15 protein-coding genes and 1 tRNA gene are annotated in these 20,050 nt (G+C 37.3%); 7 read left to right on the top strand and 9 right to left on the bottom strand.

Features of this window, described 5'->3' with window-relative positions:
• Positions 1-568: 568 nt before the first annotated feature.
• The 3 genes from QA584_RS10200 to QA584_RS10190 form a co-directional block, all read right to left on the bottom strand.
• A tRNA-Gly gene (locus QA584_RS10200) sits at positions 569-640 on the bottom strand.
• Positions 641-755: 115 nt separating this feature from the next.
• Positions 756-1,535 carry a nitroreductase family protein gene (locus QA584_RS10195; protein WP_278274411.1) on the bottom strand — a complete coding sequence of 260 codons (780 nt, stop codon included), beginning with the start codon at positions 1,533-1,535 and terminating at the stop codon, positions 756-758.
• Between the two features lie 59 nt (positions 1,536-1,594).
• Positions 1,595-2,458, bottom strand: a complete 864-nt coding sequence (locus tag QA584_RS10190; RefSeq protein WP_278274410.1) for an AraC family transcriptional regulator — start codon at positions 2,456-2,458, stop codon at positions 1,595-1,597.
• Between the two features lie 354 nt (positions 2,459-2,812).
• On the opposite strand from QA584_RS10190, the gene QA584_RS10185 reads away from it, so the two are divergent.
• Together QA584_RS10185 and QA584_RS10180 are read left to right on the top strand one after the other, a co-directional pair.
• Entirely contained in the window at positions 2,813-4,576 is a 1,764-nt protein-coding gene (locus tag QA584_RS10185; RefSeq protein ID WP_278274409.1) for an ABC transporter ATP-binding protein, read from the top strand.
• A complete protein-coding gene (locus tag QA584_RS10180) occupies positions 4,569-6,365 on the top strand; it encodes an ABC transporter ATP-binding protein (protein ID WP_278274408.1) in 1,797 nt (598 codons plus the stop codon). Before QA584_RS10185 ends, QA584_RS10180 begins: the two co-directional genes overlap by 8 nt.
• Positions 6,366-6,520: 155 nt before the next feature.
• Here the strand turns inward: QA584_RS10180 and QA584_RS10175 are convergent, their stop codons facing one another.
• Positions 6,521-8,383 carry a 5'-nucleotidase C-terminal domain-containing protein gene (locus QA584_RS10175; RefSeq protein ID WP_278274407.1) on the bottom strand — a complete coding sequence of 621 codons (1,863 nt, stop codon included), beginning with the start codon at positions 8,381-8,383 and terminating at the stop codon, positions 6,521-6,523.
• 465 nt (positions 8,384-8,848) lie between these two features.
• On the opposite strand from QA584_RS10175, the gene QA584_RS10170 reads away from it, so the two are divergent.
• On the top strand, positions 8,849-9,655 hold the full coding sequence (locus QA584_RS10170) for a class I SAM-dependent methyltransferase (RefSeq protein WP_278274406.1): 807 nt from the start codon (positions 8,849-8,851) through the stop codon (positions 9,653-9,655).
• Between the two features lie 295 nt (positions 9,656-9,950).
• Here the strand turns inward: QA584_RS10170 and QA584_RS10165 are convergent, their stop codons facing one another.
• The 3 genes from QA584_RS10165 to QA584_RS10155 are packed head-to-tail and all read right to left on the bottom strand — an operon-like array spanning position 9,951 to position 11,699.
• Complete coding sequence (locus tag QA584_RS10165; protein WP_278274405.1) at positions 9,951-10,691, bottom strand: DUF4825 domain-containing protein; 741 nt, start codon at positions 10,689-10,691, stop codon at positions 9,951-9,953.
• Positions 10,688-11,359, bottom strand: a complete 672-nt coding sequence (locus QA584_RS10160; protein WP_278274404.1) for a permease prefix domain 1-containing protein — start codon at positions 11,357-11,359, stop codon at positions 10,688-10,690. The genes QA584_RS10165 and QA584_RS10160 overlap by 4 nt, the downstream gene beginning before the upstream one ends.
• Positions 11,352-11,699: a PadR family transcriptional regulator gene (locus QA584_RS10155; RefSeq protein ID WP_278274403.1), complete on the bottom strand. Its 348-nt coding sequence runs from the start codon at positions 11,697-11,699 to the stop codon at positions 11,352-11,354. The genes QA584_RS10160 and QA584_RS10155 overlap by 8 nt, the downstream gene beginning before the upstream one ends.
• A gap of 927 nt (positions 11,700-12,626) precedes the next feature.
• Here QA584_RS10155 and rsgA point away from each other — a divergent pair.
• The 4 genes from rsgA (at position 12,627) to QA584_RS10135 (ending at position 17,392) form a co-directional block, all read left to right on the top strand.
• The gene (rsgA, locus tag QA584_RS10150; protein WP_278274402.1) at positions 12,627-13,727 is read left to right on the top strand and encodes a ribosome small subunit-dependent GTPase A; all 1,101 of its coding nucleotides are present in this window, start codon (positions 12,627-12,629) and stop codon (positions 13,725-13,727) included.
• Positions 13,728-14,582: 855 nt separating this feature from the next.
• On the top strand, positions 14,583-15,566 hold the full coding sequence (locus QA584_RS10145; RefSeq protein WP_278274401.1) for an ABC transporter ATP-binding protein: 984 nt from the start codon (positions 14,583-14,585) through the stop codon (positions 15,564-15,566).
• Positions 15,563-16,429, top strand: coding sequence for an ABC transporter permease (locus QA584_RS10140; RefSeq protein WP_278274400.1), 867 nt, complete (start codon positions 15,563-15,565; stop codon positions 16,427-16,429). Before QA584_RS10145 ends, QA584_RS10140 begins: the two co-directional genes overlap by 4 nt.
• A gap of 171 nt (positions 16,430-16,600) precedes the next feature.
• Positions 16,601-17,392 carry an ABC transporter permease gene (locus QA584_RS10135; RefSeq protein ID WP_278274399.1) on the top strand — a complete coding sequence of 264 codons (792 nt, stop codon included), beginning with the start codon at positions 16,601-16,603 and terminating at the stop codon, positions 17,390-17,392.
• Positions 17,393-17,434: 42 nt separating this feature from the next.
• Here the strand turns inward: QA584_RS10135 and QA584_RS10130 are convergent, their stop codons facing one another.
• Together QA584_RS10130 and QA584_RS10125 are read right to left on the bottom strand one after the other, a co-directional pair.
• On the bottom strand, positions 17,435-17,824 hold the full coding sequence (locus QA584_RS10130; protein ID WP_278274398.1) for a VOC family protein: 390 nt from the start codon (positions 17,822-17,824) through the stop codon (positions 17,435-17,437).
• A gap of 457 nt (positions 17,825-18,281) precedes the next feature.
• Positions 18,282-19,991 carry a hypothetical protein gene (locus tag QA584_RS10125; protein WP_278274397.1) on the bottom strand — a complete coding sequence of 570 codons (1,710 nt, stop codon included), beginning with the start codon at positions 19,989-19,991 and terminating at the stop codon, positions 18,282-18,284.
• Positions 19,992-20,050: the final 59 nt, after the last annotated feature.

Here is a 20,050-nt window from a genome sequence, read left to right as displayed (position 1 = left end):
CCCCTTTATTACCTAATATAAATAATCGTTCGTTCGTACGTGATAACAACAGCGAACTCTTTTAATTCCAAAAATATAATATCACATTAAATAAAATAAATAAACTAAATTTACCAATATCCTGTATACACTAATCATTAAAGTGTATTCTATACACTTCCTCAAAAAGTGTATACTTTCCTATTAATTATAATTAATTAAATTCATTTATTGGCTCTAAAAGGCACTAAAATTAGAGTGGAGAAATACCCACCGAGATAGAAAAGATAGGTAAAATACATCATGACAATGCAAAATCCACCTCGAAGAGGTGGATTTTGACCTTAAATGAATTGTTCCCACAATGGATAGCAGAACGTCTAAAGGATAAGAGCCTAAATATCAAAACTGTCAATCGAGATGATAAACACTGGAATAGATATTACATAGAGCATTCTATCATCCATGTGCCGATTTCAAAACTGACAACCAACATTCTCCTTAAGTCTATTTTCGTATGAGATCACTTCTTGTCTGGTATTTGAATAGAAAAAAGGACTCTTCTAACGAAGAATCCTTTTTTCTATTAAGCGCGAGACGGGATTCGAACCCGCGACCCTCGCCTTGGCAAGGCGATACTCCACCACTGAGCCACTCGCGCATATCATGTGTTTTTTGTTTTGTATTTCTCTCAAGCACATGACATAGTATAATATAATTTATCTGCTTTGTCAATACTTTTTTAATTATTTATTTAATATATTTTTTTCATCAAATTAAAACACTTTGACGCTAATCACATAATCATTCTTTTTAAACGCAATACTGCTGATATTATCCACATGAACCGTCTTAACATCAACCCATAGTTCTTCTGCGGTTACCAGTATATGAGCGAGACAAATTCCGATATCCACTAATTTGGCTTCATTTAAAACTCCGCTTAAAAATATGTTCTTTTTACAAAATATATGAATCCGGCTATCATAAACCACAAGCCTCCAGGGTTGGCTGTTCATACTCGAAGGGGCTAGTCTGGCTGCCTGGATTATGGTTTTTATATTCTTATTTACTTCACTTTTAAATATTGCAATGTCATTCAGGGGCAGTCGTTTTGCCTTCTCAGAAGTACGGTATACTTCATTCTCTGCTTTTCCGAATGCAAGTGCGATTACATACTCTACTTTGGCACCATCCGGTTTTACTTCTGTCTTCCCTTTCTTGGGCTTTAACATGCCAAGGTAGCAGGAACCTAAGCCCTTAGCCGTAAGATACAAGGATACCTGCTGCATCAGATAACCGGCGTTCATCTGAAAACCCTGTATGTTTTCAGAATACAAGGCAAGATAATAAGGCGCTTTATGAGTCAATGAACCATTAAAATACTTCTTTATATCGGAATTTTCCATCCATCTATATTCAACAGCAATACCCTCAAATAACATTGGGATACTTTCTGCGAAACTCTTTATTCCGTTCAGTAAGGTCTGATCAAGGGGTTCCATCTTGAATTTTCTTACTGTTTTCCTGACAAATATTGCTTCATATAAATTCATAACACACTCCACTTCCAGATACACATACATATCTTTAGACTACTCGACAATAGCTTGGTTCAGGCGTGCTTTTCCAATGCAATCTTCTTATAATAAAGGGGCGAAATACCATAATACTTTTTAAATAACTTGCTGAAATGGTATACATCCTCATAGCCTACACTGTTGGCTATGCTCTTAATACTACCGCCCTCTGATGTAAGTAATATATCCCTTGCCTTTTCCAGCCTGATTTTAATAAGATAATTAATGGGCGACTCTCCTGTCTCTTCTTTAAAAATCTTGGAAATATACACTGGACTCAGATACATATTATGTGCAATTTGGTCTAAAGATATCTTGTTTTCATAATTTTCATTTAGATAATTTATTATCTTTTTCACTGCATAGCTCTTGTTATAAGACTCAAAATTACAACCTTTTTGGCTGCTCTCCTGTGTCTCATAGATATCCCGAATCATTAATAATAAGATCTGGATCAAATGGGCTTTTAACATAAAGTACTTGCCTGCCTGACAGGCCTCGTTCTCTGCTAACATCTCATAACAATGCTTTGAAATATCCTGCTTTATTTCAGACGTAGTATGAAGAATAAATCCCCCATCTTTTAACAGGATGGAATTCGGCGGCATATTTTTAAAATGAAAATCCGTAAAACCTGCAAAAAATTCTACCGTTGGTTCTTTGGGATTCACTACAATATTCTGATGCTTCATGCCCGGATTACAGATAATCAAATCTCCGGCTTCAACGTCATAAATAATTCCATCCACCAAATACTTTCCTTTGCCTGATAATATATAAGTTAATTCAGTAAAATCATGGTCATGATATACGGAATCCGTTATCATCTTCTGCTTACTGGCAAATAATATGGTTGGATTTAAGTCATTATAGGTTATATCAAATTGATTCTGGCACATACCATACCTCCTCCTCTTTGCTAGCAAGTAATATACCTACGACGTAAGTCTGGCACCTGATGACAGGCTTGGTATTCATTGCTCAAAACTATATTTATTATAACACCTTTTTACTAAATGAAAAACATTTTTTGCAGTATTTTCTCTTTTTTTTGCACTGGGTATTTTTTATCATTTTGTTAAATGCCTAGAAAGCCTATCGTTTTTCCTGAATTTGAAAGCCCTCGAAACTTTTCGCGTATATAATAATTGACATGTTTTAAATAACAAAGTACATTTTATTTTTTCTTCATAATTATATAATGGAACAGAATCTAAAAAAGCAACCGAAGAAAAGGGGAGGACATTTAAATTATGACAGCTATGCAATGGTTTTTTTCATTTTTGAAAAAATACCGTACTACTTTAATAATAGCACTTATATTGCTTACTTTTACATCCTGTCTGACAATTATTAATCCGTACATATCCGGAATAATCGTAGATGATGTAATCAAGGGAGGACACAAGGAACTGTTACTGAAACTGGTACTGCTTCTTATCATTACCACACTGATCAGGTCCGTAATACGATACATATATTTATATATGTTTGAGACCACCTCCCAGAGAATGCTCTATACCATGCGTGACTATGTATACCGCCGCTTTTTGGAAGAAGATTTTTCTTTTTATAACAAAAACAGGACCGGTGACTTAATGTCAAGGCAAACCGGTGATATGGAGGCAATCCGTCACTTTGTGGCTTTTGTTATTTACGCCATCTATGAAAACTCCCTGCTCTTTGTCATAGCTTTGGTTATGATATTTACCGTGGATTACAGACTGGCACTCTGTATGATCGTTGTACTGCCACTTACTGCTATAACTACTTATAAGCAATTAAGGGCGATTAAACCTGCCTTCCATAATATAAGGAAGCATTTTTCCAGTCTCAATACCGCAGTTCAGGAAAATGTAAGCGGGAACCGGGTCGTAAAAGCCTTTGCCAAAGAGGACTTTGAGATTGAAAAATTCAATAAGGAAAACGATGAATACCGGGAGGCGGAATTAGGAGCTGCTGCAATCTGGCGTAAATATGTACCTATTTTTGAATTTTTAGCAAACTCTCTAACCTTTATACTCTACCTGGTAGGCGGTATCATGGTAGTAAAGGGTTCCATTACCATAGGTAAGCTAGTTACAGTAAGCGGTTACCTTTGGATGCTAAATAACCCTTTAAGAATGGCCGGCTGGCTGGCCAACGATTATCAGAGATTCGTTACTTCCGTGGAGAAAATCTATGCTACCGTAAAAGAAGAACCGGTTATTAAAACTCCCAGACATGCCGTTGATAATAAACGCTTTCATGGGGAAATCGAGTTTAAGCATGTAAATTACCGTGCGGAAGACGATGTTATCTTAACGGATATTAATTTTAGGATTCTGCCGGGTCAGACGGTAGGTATTATCGGTGCCACCGGTTCAGGTAAATCCACCCTAATGAACCTGTTATGCCGTTTTTATGATGTTACAGACGGAGCCATTACCATTGATGGCATTAATGTAAAGGACATGGATTTATACTGCCTGCGTAATAATATCGGTATGGCCATGCAGGATGTCTTCTTATTTTCAGATACCATTGAAGGTAATATTGCCTATGGCAATCCAAACTGTACCTTTGAGGAAGTTAAGGAAGCTGCCAAAGTCGCTAATGCAGATGATTTCATACAAAATATGCCAGATGGTTACGACACCATAGTCGGCGAACGCGGTATGGGCTTATCCGGCGGTCAAAAGCAAAGGATTTCTCTTGCCAGAGCACTCCTTAAAAATCCTTCCATTGTTATATTGGATGATACTACCTCCGCAGTTGATATGGAAACAGAAGCCCATATCCAAAATCAATTAACCTCCCTGACCGACCGGACTGTATTCATCATTGCCCACCGGATTTCTTCCATTAAAGATGCCGATGTGATTCTGGTCGTAGATGACGGCAAAATATTAGAAGCCGGTAACCATGACAGCTTAATTGCCAAACAAGGGTATTATTATACTGTATTTAATCATCAGTATGGTGAATTTGATAAATACGTAAGGACAAAGCAAAAAGGAGGTAAATACAATGGCTAGAAATAAGTATGATATTGACGAAACTCTCCAGTCCGAATTCAGCTTTGAACAGTTAAAACGGCTTTATACCTACATCAGACCCCATAGAAGGGATATGATCTTTACCATAGTCCTGATGATTATATCCAGTGCCTTAGGGATGTTTACCCCCCGTATTTTAATGACTATTATGGATGTTTACATACCGGATAAGAATATCAAAGGGATTGTTTCCATCAGCTTACTGTTACTTTTATTTAACTTAATCATTGTTGTGTTTTTAAGACTTAAGATCCATATTACGACGAGACTTGGACAGAATATTATCCACCAGATACGAAGCGATATTTTTAACCATTTGCAGGAACTTCCCTTTTCTTATTATGATGACAGACCTCACGGTAAAATACAGGTACGTGTTGTAAATTATGTTAACAGCTTAAGTGATTTACTTTCCAACGGTATCGTTAATACCATTACGGATTTATTCAGCCTTTTCTTTATTGTTGCATTTATGCTGTCCATTAATGTAAGGCTGTCTATCATCTGTTTGCTGGGATTACCGGTACTTATGACTTTAATCTTTGTTATAAAGAAGAAACAGCGGGTGGCCTGGCAGATATCCAGTAATAAGTCCTCTAATTTAAATGCCTATATAGCAGAAAGCATTAACGGTATCCGTGTTACCCAGAGTTTTGTAAGGGAACAGGAAAATATTAAAATATTTAACAGTTTAAGCAATAATTACTACAAGGCCTGGATGAATGCGGTAAGACTAAACTTTCTTTTGTGGCCGGCCATCGATAATATCTCCATGATTACTACCGCAGCCATATATATCCTGGGTGTTTCCTGGATAGACAATCAGGTTCCCGGCATTACCATCGGCGTTTTAATTGCATTTACCGGATATATCGGTAGATTCTGGGCACCTATCAATACATTGGCCAGCTTCTATAATTCTCTTCTGACTGCTATCTCATATCTGGAGCGAATTATGGAAACCATTGATGAGCCGGTACTGGTTAAGGATATGGAAGGAGCTGCAGAAATGCCTCCGATTAAAGGTACGGTGGAATTCAAGGATGTATGCTTTAGTTACGAAGACGGTATCCGAATCTTAAACGAAGTCAGCTTTAAAGCCAATCAAGGAGAATCCTTTGCTATTGTTGGTCCTACCGGAGCCGGTAAGACTACCATCATCAATCTGATTAGCCGTTTTTATAACCTGGATTCCGGTGAGATTTTAATTGACGGTATCGATATCAGCAAGGTAACGATTAAGTCTCTGCGTAAGCAAATGGGCGTCATGCTCCAGGATAGTTTCATATTCTCCGGCACCATTATGGATAATATCCGTTACGGTAATATGGAAGCCACCGACGAACAGGTTATGGTGGCTGCTAAAACCGTATGTGCCCACAATTTTATCATGGGACTGGAAAATGGTTATTATACAGAAGTGAATGAACGAGGCAGCCGTTTATCAGCAGGTCAAAGGCAGTTGATTTCCTTTGCCAGAGCCTTACTTGCCGATCCTAAGATATTAATACTGGATGAAGCCACCTCAAGCATCGATACAGAAACAGAAATCCTGTTACAAGAAGGACTTACCAAGCTTTTGGCAAACAGAACTTCCTTCATTATTGCCCACAGGCTTTCCACCATTAAGAATTCCAGCTGCATCCTTTACGTTGACGGCGGAAAGATTCAGGAAATGGGTAACCACGAAGAGTTAATGAGGCTAAAAGGCAGTTATTATGAGCTGTTTATATCCCAATATGAATTTCTGAATGAAAGTGCTATCTAAATAGGTATAAAAAGAGTCCGCTGCAAATTCAATTCTTTCAATTTGCAGCGGACTCTTTTTTCCAGGCATTTCTTTGTCTTGACTTCACAAAGTCTGAAAGTCTGACTTAATACATTTATCTTCTGGTAATATTTCTATGTGGAACTGATCTTTGCTTATTCGGTATATATTTTGAACTTTTGACCAATCTGTATTTTATCTGGATTAACAATAATATCCTTATTCCAATTATAAATCTTTTTCCAGTCACTTTCATTTCCATAAATCTTTAAAGCGATTTTCCGCAAATAATCTCCTTCTGTAACCACATACGTATCATAAGCTTTTGTTGTCTGTTTATCCTGCTGAACAGTTAAATTATCCTCCCCAGCATCTGTTTTTTTTATCTTATCTGCTTTATTTATCTTATCTGTTTTATCTGCTTTATTAACTTTATCAGTCTTATCTGCGCTATCTATCTTATCCCCTTTATCTGACTTAACTGTTTCGTTTATCACAGTAATTCTGCCTTCTGTTTTGCTGTCTACCCTCTTAATTTTATCAATATAACTGATAATTATTTCTTCCATAGCTCCATATTCATTCACTATATCAAAATTGGCCAGCATGGTATATCCATCCCCGCCTGCTACGATAAAATCATTCGTAGCCAGCAAATATGTTTTCTTTGGATTCACAGGAACTCCGTTTATCTTAGCATTTACTACACGGCTTCCGGCAGGTTTGGAAGCATCAATACAAAAGGTTATGCCGGATACTTGTGGGAAGGCACCTAATGGTTCCGGATAAGAGGCAACCCCAGACTCCATAGCTTCCAGAATAGCCTTACCTGTGACTTTTTTTGTCACTACATAATTCCCAAAAGGAAATACAGTTACTAAATCTTTTTTCGTTATATTTCCAGCTTCTATGGAAGCACGGATACCTCCGCCGTTGGTAAATGCCACGTCAGCACCAGTAGCATACCGGAAAGCATCTGTTGCCAGATTCCCCAGATTGGTTTCCTTTGTACGTACATTTTCCCGTACTCCATCCAGATAGACATTGGTTTTTCCAACAACTTTTGAGAGGAGTTTTTCCTGTTTGCCAGAAATTTCATTAATTAATGTATCTATATTCTTATCCGTCTCTGAAAAAGTAGTAGAATTCACAAGACCTGCATTCATCTTCCCATTAGGATCAATGGTTACTACACCGATATACCTGTAGTAATCTCCGGTGCTGGCAATTAAAGTATTCTTAACCTTAAGACCGGATTCATATACGGTATGGCTGTGTCCATCAACAATCAAATCAATTCCTTCCACATTCTGTGCTACTAAATCCGAGGTAAATTCACTGCTTTTATCTGTTCCAAGATGTGCCAGTGCAATGATTACATCAGCGCCTTTTGCATCCAAAGTCTTTACTTCTTCTTTTGCAGCCTCAACAGGATTTGTAAATTGTATGTCCGATACATTCTTGGGATTGGTTTTATAGGCAGTTTCCGGCGTGGATAATCCGAAGATACCATATTTTACACCATTTTTCTCGAGAATTATATTATCCTCTAGAAATGGTTTCCCAGTTTCTTTAACAGTAATATTAGATGATATTAATGGGAATTTCATTTGATCTTTTAGCTCTAACAGCCGTTCGCTCCCATAATTAAAGTCATGATTTCCTGGTGCCATGGCATCGTAACCTGCCATATTCATGAGACTAACAATACTTTCTCCTTTTTCGAGTGTGGCAATGGGAAGCCCATGGAGCGTATCGCCGGCATCTAATAAAATAACCTGTGCACCGGATGCTTCATAGTATTTCTTAAGGGCACTGACTGCTGTAATTCCCATATAGCCGTTATAACTGTCCGGCACTACCCTTCCGTGGGTATCATTGGTATGCAGGATTATGGTATAACCTTTTAAATTCTTTTCTTCCAGTGAAAGTACCTTTTCTGCTGATGCTGTAATACTGGAAGTAAAAATAAGCAACAGTACCAGCATAAATGAAATAATTTTGTGTAATCGTTTCAAAAACTCCACCTCCTATAAGATTATTAACAGACACAAGAACTTGTCTATTTTAATAGTAAATGGATTTCCTCAGACAATCAACCATATTTTGGTAATATCAATGTAAACTTTATGATATTTTTCTACTATATTCTTGTTTTATAACTATTTAGGCATTTATAATTAATTTATACAGGAACACAGGTTCATCATTTTCAAAATTATCTGTCTAAATATATTTTTTATTCCATATAATTCCATAGGTGGTATAATTAGAAAGGAAAGTATTGGAGTTGGGGTCTTAGAAAAAAAGATTGCATTTCAGACCTGCTTCACTACATTGGACAGCCAGCGTGCCAGCGATTTTGTTCAATAGCTTTTATTGTATTTTACAGCAGACAAAAACATATGAAACATACAGTTCTGTTTCGTAACATTAAGTATAATGAAAGTTATCTGCATATTCACGAAAACAAGGAGAATCCTATGAAGAACACTACCCGAAATTACGATGAAATTTATAAAAAGGAAAGTGAAATGTTTAATTTAGCGGCTGATTATTATGATCAGTTCCGTCCGAGTTATCCTGCGGAACTAGTCCAGACGTTTACCCATAAGACCGGTATCACAAAAGGTTCCGAACTATTAGAAATCGGTGCTGGCAGTGGCAAGGCAACACAGCTTTTTAAAGATAAAGGTTTCCATATCTGCTGCATTGATCCCGGAAAAGATCTGGTTGACAAAGGTATTTTAAACTTTCAGAATTATCCCAATATTAAATATGAATGTTCCAGATTTGAGGACTATAATACTCCGGATCGTTTCTATGATGTAATATTTGCAGCTCAGGCCTTTCATTGGGTTCCCCAGCCTGCCGGCTTTATAAAATGTGCTGCTGCTTTAAAAGAAAAGGGATTCCTGGCACCCTTTTGGAATATGTATATTACTTATGACAATGATTTGGATCATGAATTATGTGAGATATCTAAAAGATACGGCGGACTGGCAGATTTTCTAAATGAAGAAGGATGTGAAAAACGAATCTCAACTATTACCGCAAGTATCTATGATAGTGGTTTATTCCATAAGCCCGAGGTATTTAGATTCTTATGGAGGCAGACTTATACCGCTGATGAGTATTATGGATTTGCACTGACTGGAAACTCTTTTATACAAAAATCTGAGGAAGAGAAACAAAAAGCTTATAAAGACATAGTATGTCTGGCGGATAAACACGGCGGAGTAATTGACAGACCTTACTTATGTGTGCTATATCTGGCTCAAAAACTATGAAACGCTGATTTCTTTTAATTACATACTAATTTACAAACTGTACTATCATCCTAGTAAGTCAGGATATCGTAGAGACGGTCTCTCAATAAAAGAGGAAGAAATTTAAATTAGAATCCTTCTTTTCATTTTAGCGTACTCCAGTGTTTCGTATCGGTACACTATTGATTTCTAATATAAAGACTATAATTTGTGTATAACAGGAAAGCTCCCTTCCATGATTGCAACTGAAACAGGAAAGCTCGTTTCAAGGAGGGAGCTTCTCATTACTAAACGAAAAGCCTTTGAAGGTTTCACTTTATCTGACAATAAAAGCATTGTTTATGCTTGTTTCAATATAATCTGAATTTTTCAGTGGATTCTGTACCTTTGCTTCCCACTCTTTTACAGTCAATAAATCTGACAACGGCAGGTTATACAATTTTTCTATCCCTTCTCTGGTAACACTGTAGGATACATCGGAAAAATTGTAATTTATATTTTCCAGATTATCAATCAGGGCAAAAGCCGCCGTTGAATTATAGATTAAATCTTTATATACTTCTCTTCGGTAATTTGGCGTATCATCACCTTCCTCTGGTGCTTTATCTGGTGTTTCATTTGTTGTCTTATTCGTTGTCTTATTTGTTGTTTCATTCGTTGTCTTATTTGTTGTTTTATTTGTTGTTTTATTTGTTGTTTTATTCGATGTCTTATGGATTATTATCTTGCTTGTATCTTTACTCAATTCACCTGCCTTAATTAGTTCATCCTGATAGTTAACTTCAAACGTTAATTCGTTTGAAATAACCTGAAAGGTCATATTCCTTACAGCAAGAGGCAGATTGTAAAACAAATTTATGTCGTTGGAAGCATCTCCCATATACGGGCTTTTATATTCCAAAATACGGTCTAAATCATGGGTTGTGGCATCCAGTTGAGCTATGTTGTATTCCTTCTGTCTCTTTGCATTATCCGGAATAATGATTCCTTGCACAATAACGCATAAAATTACGCCTATCGTAAATAAAAAAATTATAATTCTGTTCCTATTTCTCATACTGTTTCCCCCGCTTCATTCTTCCGTAATATGCTGCATATCCGGGTCATAGTCACTGGAATCAAAATAGTTATAAAAGGTATATAATATTGTATCGCAAGCATTGCAAACTGATAGGGTCCATCAATGTGTACCGGTCTCAAAAACCAGATATTACTGGCAAAATGTATGCCAGTTATCAATATACAGCTCACTGCAAAAAATAAGCCCCATATAAGCCAGGCTGCCTTTCTATATCTGTAATAACCCTCAATATAGACAATGCTGATTCGATCACTATCCTGATTTTGCTTTGTCTGACTTATATAATAAATTCCGTAAATGATTACCATAAGGAACAGGGATATATTTAATACATTAAATCTTTGAAAAATCATCAACGGTATGGTTAATATCCATCCAATCATCAGACCCATTAAAGTTACCTGAAGTCTCTCTAATTTAAAACGATCCGAAAAGATAAGTTTACTATCTTCCACTAAACCATCAATACTGGTTATACTTCCCTTTACCCGCTTTAAAGCTTCTGCTTCATCCATACCCTGACTTATATAATCAGACCATTTTGCTTCCAGGTTACTTAGGATTTCTTCTTTAAAATCCTGAGTATTTTTATCTTTTCTATAATTAATAAATAAACTGTCAACATATTTAATTAGATCATTCATGTTCTGACCTCCTTTGGATTAATTTATTAATAGTTTTAACCGCCGCATTCCAAGCAGTTACAGCATTATCATAGGCAGCTTTACCGGTTACGGTTATTTTATAATACTTCCGCCTGCCACCCTGGGTCTCATCCCCCCAATAGCTTTGTATATAGCTTAACTTTTCCAGACGTTTTAAACTGGTATAAAGGGAGGGTTCTTTCAATTCGTACTCTCCGTCACTGCTCTTAAATATAGCTTTGATAATTTCATATCCGTAATTATCTCCATCTATAAGTACCCGTAATATTATGGTATCAATATGTCCGCGTATCAAATCACTGCTGATTAAATCTCCCATTTGATCACCTCCGGACTATATCATATCAAATATTACTATGTGTGTCAATGTAGTATTTCACAAATAATAATAATAATAATAATAATAATAATAATAATAATAATAATATTTTAGAGTAGTAATATGCACACTCGAAGCCTCTCTTCATACATACCAATACCAGTAATTATTAATAAGACACCTGCAAGGACCACGAACCACTAATGTGCTGTCAAAAATAATTAATAATTACTTGACAATCCCTTGAAAAGAATTTACAATTATTCATAATACAGATTATCTTAGTATTCTATTACCAAGGTAACGGAAATTGTATTACATCAATTTCCCGAAAGGAGATGTGTTTAATATGACTTTAGCTTATATGGTGGTTTATATTTAAACTTAATATGAGCGGAGCATAACAGGAAGATATTTTTTAGAAGGTATAACTTCTACAGGAATACTTCTTTATAACAAAATAAGTTTTATGTATAGGGTTTATTACCCTTTATTTTGTTTGCTCTGCGCTTTCAACCTTTCGTGGATTATTTGATTACTGAAATAATGGATACATTACTTATTATGTATTCATCTATATTGTAATATTGCAGCACGCGAATGGGCGTGTTTTTTTTGTGCTCATTTTTATGGTTACAGGCAGCCACCTTATTAAGCTACCTGACGTTTTTTGTGAAGGAAAATTATAAAAGAAAGGTGCCACGGTTTATTCTTTCACATTCTATTATGTGGCAGTATCTCTGGAAAACCTGAGGTACTCAATGGGTGAAACTATGAAAACTTTATCTAAACACAACTTAATTGTAACAATTCATAAGGAGGGACAGTCTGTGACTAACACTGTTCTTTCGCATAACAATAAAAGCAAAGCTGATTATGTTATTAATATTTTAATAAACCTATTACAACTTTTTGGAGGCAGATTCAATGATAAATTTAAACCATTACGGCTATAACGATATTTTTGACAGACAAATTACAGAAGAAGATAAAGCAATGGGCTTAATACCTGCGCGGGTTATATCCGTACAGAAAGAAACTTATCAACTAATTTCAGAACATGGTGAAAATAATGGAAAATTAAAAGGTTCCATCTTCTATCAGGATTCCAAATATCAGACTTATCCGGCGGTAGGAGATTTTGTGCTGATTAAACCCAACCCTATGGGCGATGAAGTTATTTACCGGGTTCTAGACCGCCGCACTTCATTCTCCCGGTTAAACCCCACTCTTCGCAATAATGTTTCCGGTGCCAGTGAGCAGATTGTGGCAGCTAATTTTGATTATGTATTTATTATGGCTTCTCTAAACTATGACTTCAATGTCCGCAGAATTGAACGTTATCTTGCTACTGCCTGGCAAAGCGGCGGCATGCCGGTTATTGTTTTAACCAAAGCAGATTTATGTGAGGATTACGACGAGAAAGCTGATGAGATCAGGGCGATTGCTTCGGGTATGGATATCCATGTAATCAGTGCGGTAACCGGATTTGGCATGGATTCTTTGGCGAAATATCTAAAGCCTAATTCCACTCTGGTATTTTTAGGCTCCTCGGGTATTGGCAAATCCTCCTTGGTTAATGCGCTGGCCGGTGAAGATTTAATGAAAGTAAATGAGATTCGTGAAGATGACAGTAAAGGTCATCATACTACCACATACCGCCAATTATTTAAGATGGACAATGGGGTCTTAATCATAGATACCCCTGGCATGAGGGAGCTTGGTATCTGGGCAGTGGAGGAAGGTTTAGGGGAAACTTTTTCCGATATTGAAGAACTTGCTGCTAAATGCCGGTTTCATGATTGTAGTCATATGAAGGAACCAGGCTGTGCCGTTAAGGCAGCTTTAAATGATGGTACTCTGACCACAGAACGTTGGAAATCCTATATAAAATTGAAGAAAGAAGCAAGGCACAGTGCTAAGAAAGCCGCATTACTAAAAGCCAAAACTACCAGTTATAAAAATACTGCAAAAAATCAATACTCATCCAGAAAACATCCATTATATCCGGATAAAATTGATAACTAATACGGGATATTCTAGGTCACTTTTCAGTTTAAACTAATTATTAATCGTTTGAATTTGTAAAAACCTAGTATTAAAATGTATTTTCAATTGCTAAATAACATCTTTTCCTTTATTTTTATAGTTTAATCATCTATCCACTAAGAACTGGGTTGGAATTATAATTAATTCCAACCCGTTTTTTATCCGACTTTAACTCAGTTAATTTACAACAGGTTTTACTTTGTTTTTTACTCCTATTTTTTACCTGTCTTTTACGCTATACCTCTACTCCTGTCTTTACACTATATCTCTACTCTTTCCTTATACGAATCAGTTTGATTTTTCCAACCCTTTATATATTCTCTGAACATGACAAGGTACAGTGACTCTTTTTGAGATTTAAAGTCTCACAGCACCTACAGCCATCACAGGAATGTATCGCTGTTATCTGCTGGTAAATCCGCTTACTGGAACTTATCCAAATATCAATCTACTAAAGGAAACGTCTTTTGGTATCTTCTTCTCTCTTTTACCTCATAAAAAGATCATAGATATTTTTCGGAATAAAAAAAGGCAATGGATTACACCACTGCTTACATAAACTAACTACTTATTAAATAATTAAGAACTCTTGTACAAATCAGTATTTTGACAACAGTGTAGAAAAGCCCTGTTACCTGTTGTTCAAATTGTATACATATCATACCACGCAAATGGCAAACCGTCAAGAAAAAATTAGAAATAATGAGATAAAGTCAGCTAAATATAATAGAGGAAATGCCTAAGTAATTGAAGTATCATTTGGCATTTTGACAATTCATACCAGGACGTCTAAAATAAGAAAGCTTTCACAACAAATTTAAGGAGGTAGTTGCGATGTCACAGATATACTTAAATGGTATATGTAAATCATTCAAAGTTTCACAGCGTCCGAAAGGGCATCTGGGTTTGCTGAAAGGTATTTTAATGAGAGAGACCAAACTAGTTAAAGCCCTGAATGACATTAGCTTTTCTATCGAGACAGGGGAATTAATAGGGTACATAGGACCAAATGGAGCTGGAAAATCAACAACGGTAAAAATCATGAGTGGTATCCTTACCCCTGACGGAGGTAGCTGCACAATAATGAATAAATGTCCCTGGCAAAACCGGGTAGATCACGTATCCGGTATTGGGGTAGTTTTTGGGCAGCGAAGTCAGCTCTGGTGGGATCTCCCGGTACAGGATACCTTTTCCTTACTAAAAGATATCTATCACATAAATTCATATGATTACAAAAAGCGTTTAACAGAACTTGCAGAAACCCTCAAAATTAATGAATTTATAAATGTCCCCGTAAGACAGTTATCCTTGGGTCAGCGTATGCGTTGTGAAATTGCCGCTTCTCTCTTACATAAACCGAAAATTCTATTTCTGGATGAACCTACGATCGGACTGGATGCAGTATCTAAGTTAGCCTTGAGGGAATTCCTGAAAAAAGAGAACAGGGACAATGGTGTTACTATGATACTAACAACCCACGATATGGACGATATAGAATCCTTATGCAGCAGAGTCATGGTAATTGGGAGGGGTGAACTTCTTTATGACGGAAATTTGGATTCCCTTAAGAACCGATATGCACCTTACCACAAAATCCATGCCACGTTAACAGAACATACGGAGATGTTTCCAATAGAAGGCAGTGAAAAGGTACAGGTTCACGGTAAAGATTGGACTGTTTTATTTGATCCGCAAAAAATTCCTACCCACAGGATGATTGAACGTCTGTCAAAGCAGTTACCCTTAAAAGAAATAACACTAAAAGAAAAGGATATTGATGAAATCATCGCTTCCATGTATGAGGAAATGTGCTTATGATAAATAAAATAAAGGAGAAGAAACGAATAAAGAAACTCTTCTATACCTTAAAAGCCTGTCTTTCCCTTTTTGCCATAAAAACAGCAGAGGGGTTCCAATACCGTATAGCAGGTCTTGCCGGAGCCTCCACCAGTATTTTCTGGTCCTTAATTGAAATTACTGTTTATACTATTTTCTATCGGTATGCAGATAATAAATCTGCTTCACTGGTTGCAGGTCTTGATTTAAGGCAGATTATCTCTTATTCCTGGCTGACTCAGATTTTCTTTATTTTGCAGCCTATGAGCATTGATGGCGAGATACTAGGTAAAATAACAAGCGGCGATATCGGAATCGAATTGTGCAGACCCATTGATTTATATACCCACTGGTTTGCAAAAGTCGCAGCAGGAAAACTAGCTCCTCTATTTTGCAGAGGTGGTATTATATTACTGACAGGTCTTATTATGCCGCCCTCCTACCGGCTGTCATTTCCGGCTTCCCTTACAGGTTTTATAGGAACACTGCTATCCATTCTTGGTGCAATTATATTATGCACTTCCTTCGGAATGCTGGTCACCACCATAAGGCTAGGTATTACCTGGGGCGACGGTCCTACCTATATGATAATGCTCCTCGGCGGCGTACTCTCTGGCGGTTACCTTCCACTTCAATTATGGCCGGAATTTATGCAAAAGTTCTTACTCCTACAGCCATTTGCCGGTTATCTGGATCTCCCTCTCCGCTTATATTTAGGAGTACTGCCTCCGCAAAAGATTGTCTGGGCAGTCTCTATGCAGCTCTTCTGGTCCCTGATTTTTATAATGACAGGAAAAATACTGATGTCAATACGTTTAAGAAAAATAATAGTACAGGGAGGTTAGTGTGAAATAAAGAACAATTTCACACCCTGATTGGAGGCAGTGCCGCATCTGCAGGCAGATGTGGCATGCTATGGGAGTTAGATTGAAAAATAAATTCTTCAACCACAAGTTTGTGCTTGCGCACCACAAACTTGGTATGCGCAAAGGGCGTGCGCAAGAATAGAGGTTAAAATGATAAAATCACTATCACTGTATTGTAAATTAATACGGATGAATTTACTGACCGGTTTACAATATAAAGGCTGGCCAATCATGATCTTACAGGTTTTATTTGTCGTAATCACGGACCCTATCGGTCTGATATTTATGTTTTCCAGATTCGGTAATATCGGAGAATGGTCTGTCTACCGGATTCTCTTAATCTATGCCATTGCTGTAACCAGCTTTGGACTTGCAGAGACTTTCTGCCGGGGTTTTGATTACTTTCCCTGGAAAATGATTCGTTCCGGTGATTTTGACCGGTTACTATTACGCCCCTCTTCTCTTATAATCCAGGTGGCTGGAAGTTACTTTCACATTCACCGCATAGCCAGAGTATTTGGCGGCGCCTGTGCAATCGCCTACTGCCTTTTTGCTTTAAAAGTACAGTTAAACCTGGCTGACGGTCTCATCCTTGCAGGCGCTCTGCTTGGTGGATTTTTAGCATATACCGGTGTCTTTTTATTTACCTCCGGTCTGGCCTTTTTTACCGTACAAGGTCTGGATTGGATCTATATCTTTACCAATGCCAGCTACCAGGTCACCAGATGCCCAATGGACTATATGCCAAAAGTCTTAAAATATATGTTTACCTTCTTTATGCCAATACTAATTATCAGTTATTACCCCGCCTCTGCAATATGCAGCTGGGGTGACAGCTACTGGAAAGGCTTTGCAGCCCTGCCTGCCGGACTTGTCTTCTTTCTGTTATCCACTTTTGTATGGAGGTATGGAGTAAAACATTATAAGAGTACCGGGAGCTGATTATTAAAGCTTGAAAAAACAAACTAATAGCCTTCGATAATTTTATTCATGGACACACAGGCAAAATGGGTGACCTGCGGGGTCAAGCAGCGTAATCCACTGAGGTCCCCAATCAGCCTGCCAGTATTGAGTCTCCGGTCTTAAAGCTCCTAAGGACAACGCGTATTGAACGGCTGCCTCAATATCCTGAACTGCAAAATCAAGATGCGCCATTTTCATTTGCTCTGACCTTGAGTTCGGCCATACAGGCGGTATATAATCTTCATCAAATTGGCAAGAAATACAGCTCGTTTCTCCCGGAACTGAAACAGAAACAAAAGATTCAATTTCATATACAATTTCACCGCTTACGAGTGACATATAGAACTTTGCAAGCTCTCTCGGTTCCTTACAGTCTAAAACAAAACTTTGTAATTTAATTAACGGTATCATATTTACCCCCTTTTCATATTGCAATTCCCTTGCAATACTACCACCAATAACCGTTTGAAAGTCAAATTGCTTTCATATTGAAACTTCTAATTCTTCCGGCAGACACTAAAATTAAGTAATCTTAACCTCCGCATATACCTTAGAAGTTAACCATATGTTTATGAAGAAAGAATACCAGTTAAGTACTGGGGCTGCAATCTCAAACATTTTTAAGTAAAAAGATTGTTCCTGCAAGATTACGTAACAATAAGTAAAAAAACCATTCATACACCAAATCCATCCGTTATTAAAGCTGCTAACTTACGCTTGGTAACTTGCTTAATATTAATGCAATAAACTATATTTTATGTAGTTTTTGCAAAGCAAATCTCTAACCACATATAAGATAAGTGGATTTCATCCAACGCTTTCACATTAACATTATTAGCTTATTAACAATAAAAATTCAGCTCTGAGTTTAATCATTAAAATTCAAAATAATCTTATTTTGCTCTGCACAAACCTTTACTTCATTTGATTCTCCGGTTTTTTCAAATGTTCCTTCATCAGTGCTTATGCTATATGCAAATCCATTGTATTGATAATTAAGTTTACTTTTTTCTACCGTTTTAATAGGAATTTCAATAACTTTACTCCATAAAAATTTCAATGCAAGCCTTCGATCAGCTCTTTCGGCCTTCTCTGATTTCTCAATCTTTTCAGCCTCATCAATCTTTTCAGCCTCATCAACTTTCTCAATCTTCTCAACCTTCTCAGCCTTATCAGCCTTATCAGCCTTATCAACCTTATTTTCAATTAATAATACTACTAACTTTGTTGGATAACAGTCAATCTGCAGTTGTCCTCCCTGCTCCAGCTCAAGTGAAATCCTCAGGCTTTCCTCATCTAGTTCTGTGACAACAGGAACACCTCCTAGCAGGTCTTCTGAGAGACCATCTCCAAGCATTTCCGGATATAGTCCGGCACGTACCGTACCCTGACTCCATTGGTTACCATCCACCACCGGCAGATTATCATAGGTAAACTCATCGTTTTGGCAGACTTTAGTAAGGTATCTTTCCTTGTAGTCCCCATGAAACCGATACAGATCCCTGATCCAAAATTTTTCTCCCTCCCAATAAAAATTAATTCTATAATATCTGCTGTTGTACCAAATCGATTTATGATTTTCATTTTTCCAATCGGATAAAGCCATCATTGCTGAAGAAGGCGTTACCGGATAAGTTGCTTTAAACCATTTTCCGGATTCACTTAAGGTTTCAACAGATAATTCTCCTTGGTCTGCTTTTTGGGCTATGTGCTTAAACTGGTAAGTCAGTCCATCTTTCATTGCCTGCCATCCAAAACTATTCTCCTGACCGACCTGGGTATATCCAAACGATAAGCAGGGTTCATTAAGAAACTCATGAAAATACCATCTAGTCCACCAGGGGGAGCCTCCGCCATCCGGATATACAGGTTCAAGTGTAATCACAGGCTGGACTTGGGAAGTTTGGAATCCATCCACCTTTTTCAGACCGGCATCATATTGGTAGATGGGATCACTGCCTAACATACGGAAAACAGGTACTGGAATCCCACTTTTAACATCATGAGCCGGGGTAAATACATTCGTTCTATTCGGATAATAGGCCTGTCCATAATACCCTCCCCACAGTGTATATCCGTCTGTCCCCCACTGGTCTTTACAATTGCAGGAGGCAGAGATCCCATAAGAATCAGAAAGATAAGATAAGGTATGCGCATCGATTAGCCAGGAACCAACAGAAGAAGGATACTCTCCAAATGTAGTTTTAAAATCCTCCATAAATACATCGGCTAACTTTTCCCTTTCTTTTGGAGTGTAACCGACCGAAAAACCAACCTGTCCATGCCAATCCCAGGAATACCCCTCCCTTCCTCTCCAGACGAGCCCGGCTTTTTCTGCCAATGGCTGAACGATCTCAAACCAGGCGCCAATTTCAAGCTTTGGACTCCTCTCCTTCTTAAGCAGGTTCGTAAATTCCTCTTTTTGCATAGCATCATATTGAAGCAGAAAGGTCCCGCTTAAATCATACTCTTTTAATAATCTGATCTGATGCTCCACCGGTTCCAAAAGATTTAATTCTGGATCTCTTGGCTCAACTCCTCTGATAAAATTAATGATATTAACAATTTTTCTGTTCATTTGGCTAACTCCTTTACTATTGGCAGCGATGCAAAATTTACATATTGTTGATTAAGAAC

Source organism: Anaerocolumna sp. AGMB13025 (assembly GCF_029689925.1).
In the GTDB taxonomy this organism is placed as follows: Bacteria; Bacillota; Clostridia; order Lachnospirales; family Lachnospiraceae; genus Anaerocolumna.
This window is presented reverse-complemented; position numbering and strand designations above follow the sequence as displayed.

Coding starts and splice junctions, on each gene's coding strand:
- QA584_RS10195 (WP_278274411.1), bottom strand. CDS start 1,535: ATGAATTTATATGAAGCAATATTTGTCAGGAAAACAGTAAGAAAATTC.
- QA584_RS10145 (WP_278274401.1), top strand. CDS start 14,583: ATGTCACAGATATACTTAAATGGTATATGTAAATCATTCAAAGTTTCA.
- QA584_RS10125 (WP_278274397.1), bottom strand. CDS start 19,991: ATGAACAGAAAAATTGTTAATATCATTAATTTTATCAGAGGAGTTGAG.
- QA584_RS10180 (WP_278274408.1), top strand. CDS start 4,569: ATGGCTAGAAATAAGTATGATATTGACGAAACTCTCCAGTCCGAATTC.
- QA584_RS10190 (WP_278274410.1), bottom strand. CDS start 2,458: ATGTGCCAGAATCAATTTGATATAACCTATAATGACTTAAATCCAACC.
- QA584_RS10170 (WP_278274406.1), top strand. CDS start 8,849: ATGAAGAACACTACCCGAAATTACGATGAAATTTATAAAAAGGAAAGT.
- QA584_RS10155 (WP_278274403.1), bottom strand. CDS start 11,699: ATGGGAGATTTAATCAGCAGTGATTTGATACGCGGACATATTGATACC.
- rsgA (WP_278274402.1), top strand. CDS start 12,627: ATGATAAATTTAAACCATTACGGCTATAACGATATTTTTGACAGACAA.
- QA584_RS10165 (WP_278274405.1), bottom strand. CDS start 10,691: ATGAGAAATAGGAACAGAATTATAATTTTTTTATTTACGATAGGCGTA.
- QA584_RS10130 (WP_278274398.1), bottom strand. CDS start 17,824: ATGATACCGTTAATTAAATTACAAAGTTTTGTTTTAGACTGTAAGGAA.
- QA584_RS10185 (WP_278274409.1), top strand. CDS start 2,813: ATGACAGCTATGCAATGGTTTTTTTCATTTTTGAAAAAATACCGTACT.
- QA584_RS10135 (WP_278274399.1), top strand. CDS start 16,601: ATGATAAAATCACTATCACTGTATTGTAAATTAATACGGATGAATTTA.
- QA584_RS10160 (WP_278274404.1), bottom strand. CDS start 11,359: ATGAATGATCTAATTAAATATGTTGACAGTTTATTTATTAATTATAGA.
- QA584_RS10140 (WP_278274400.1), top strand. CDS start 15,563: ATGATAAATAAAATAAAGGAGAAGAAACGAATAAAGAAACTCTTCTAT.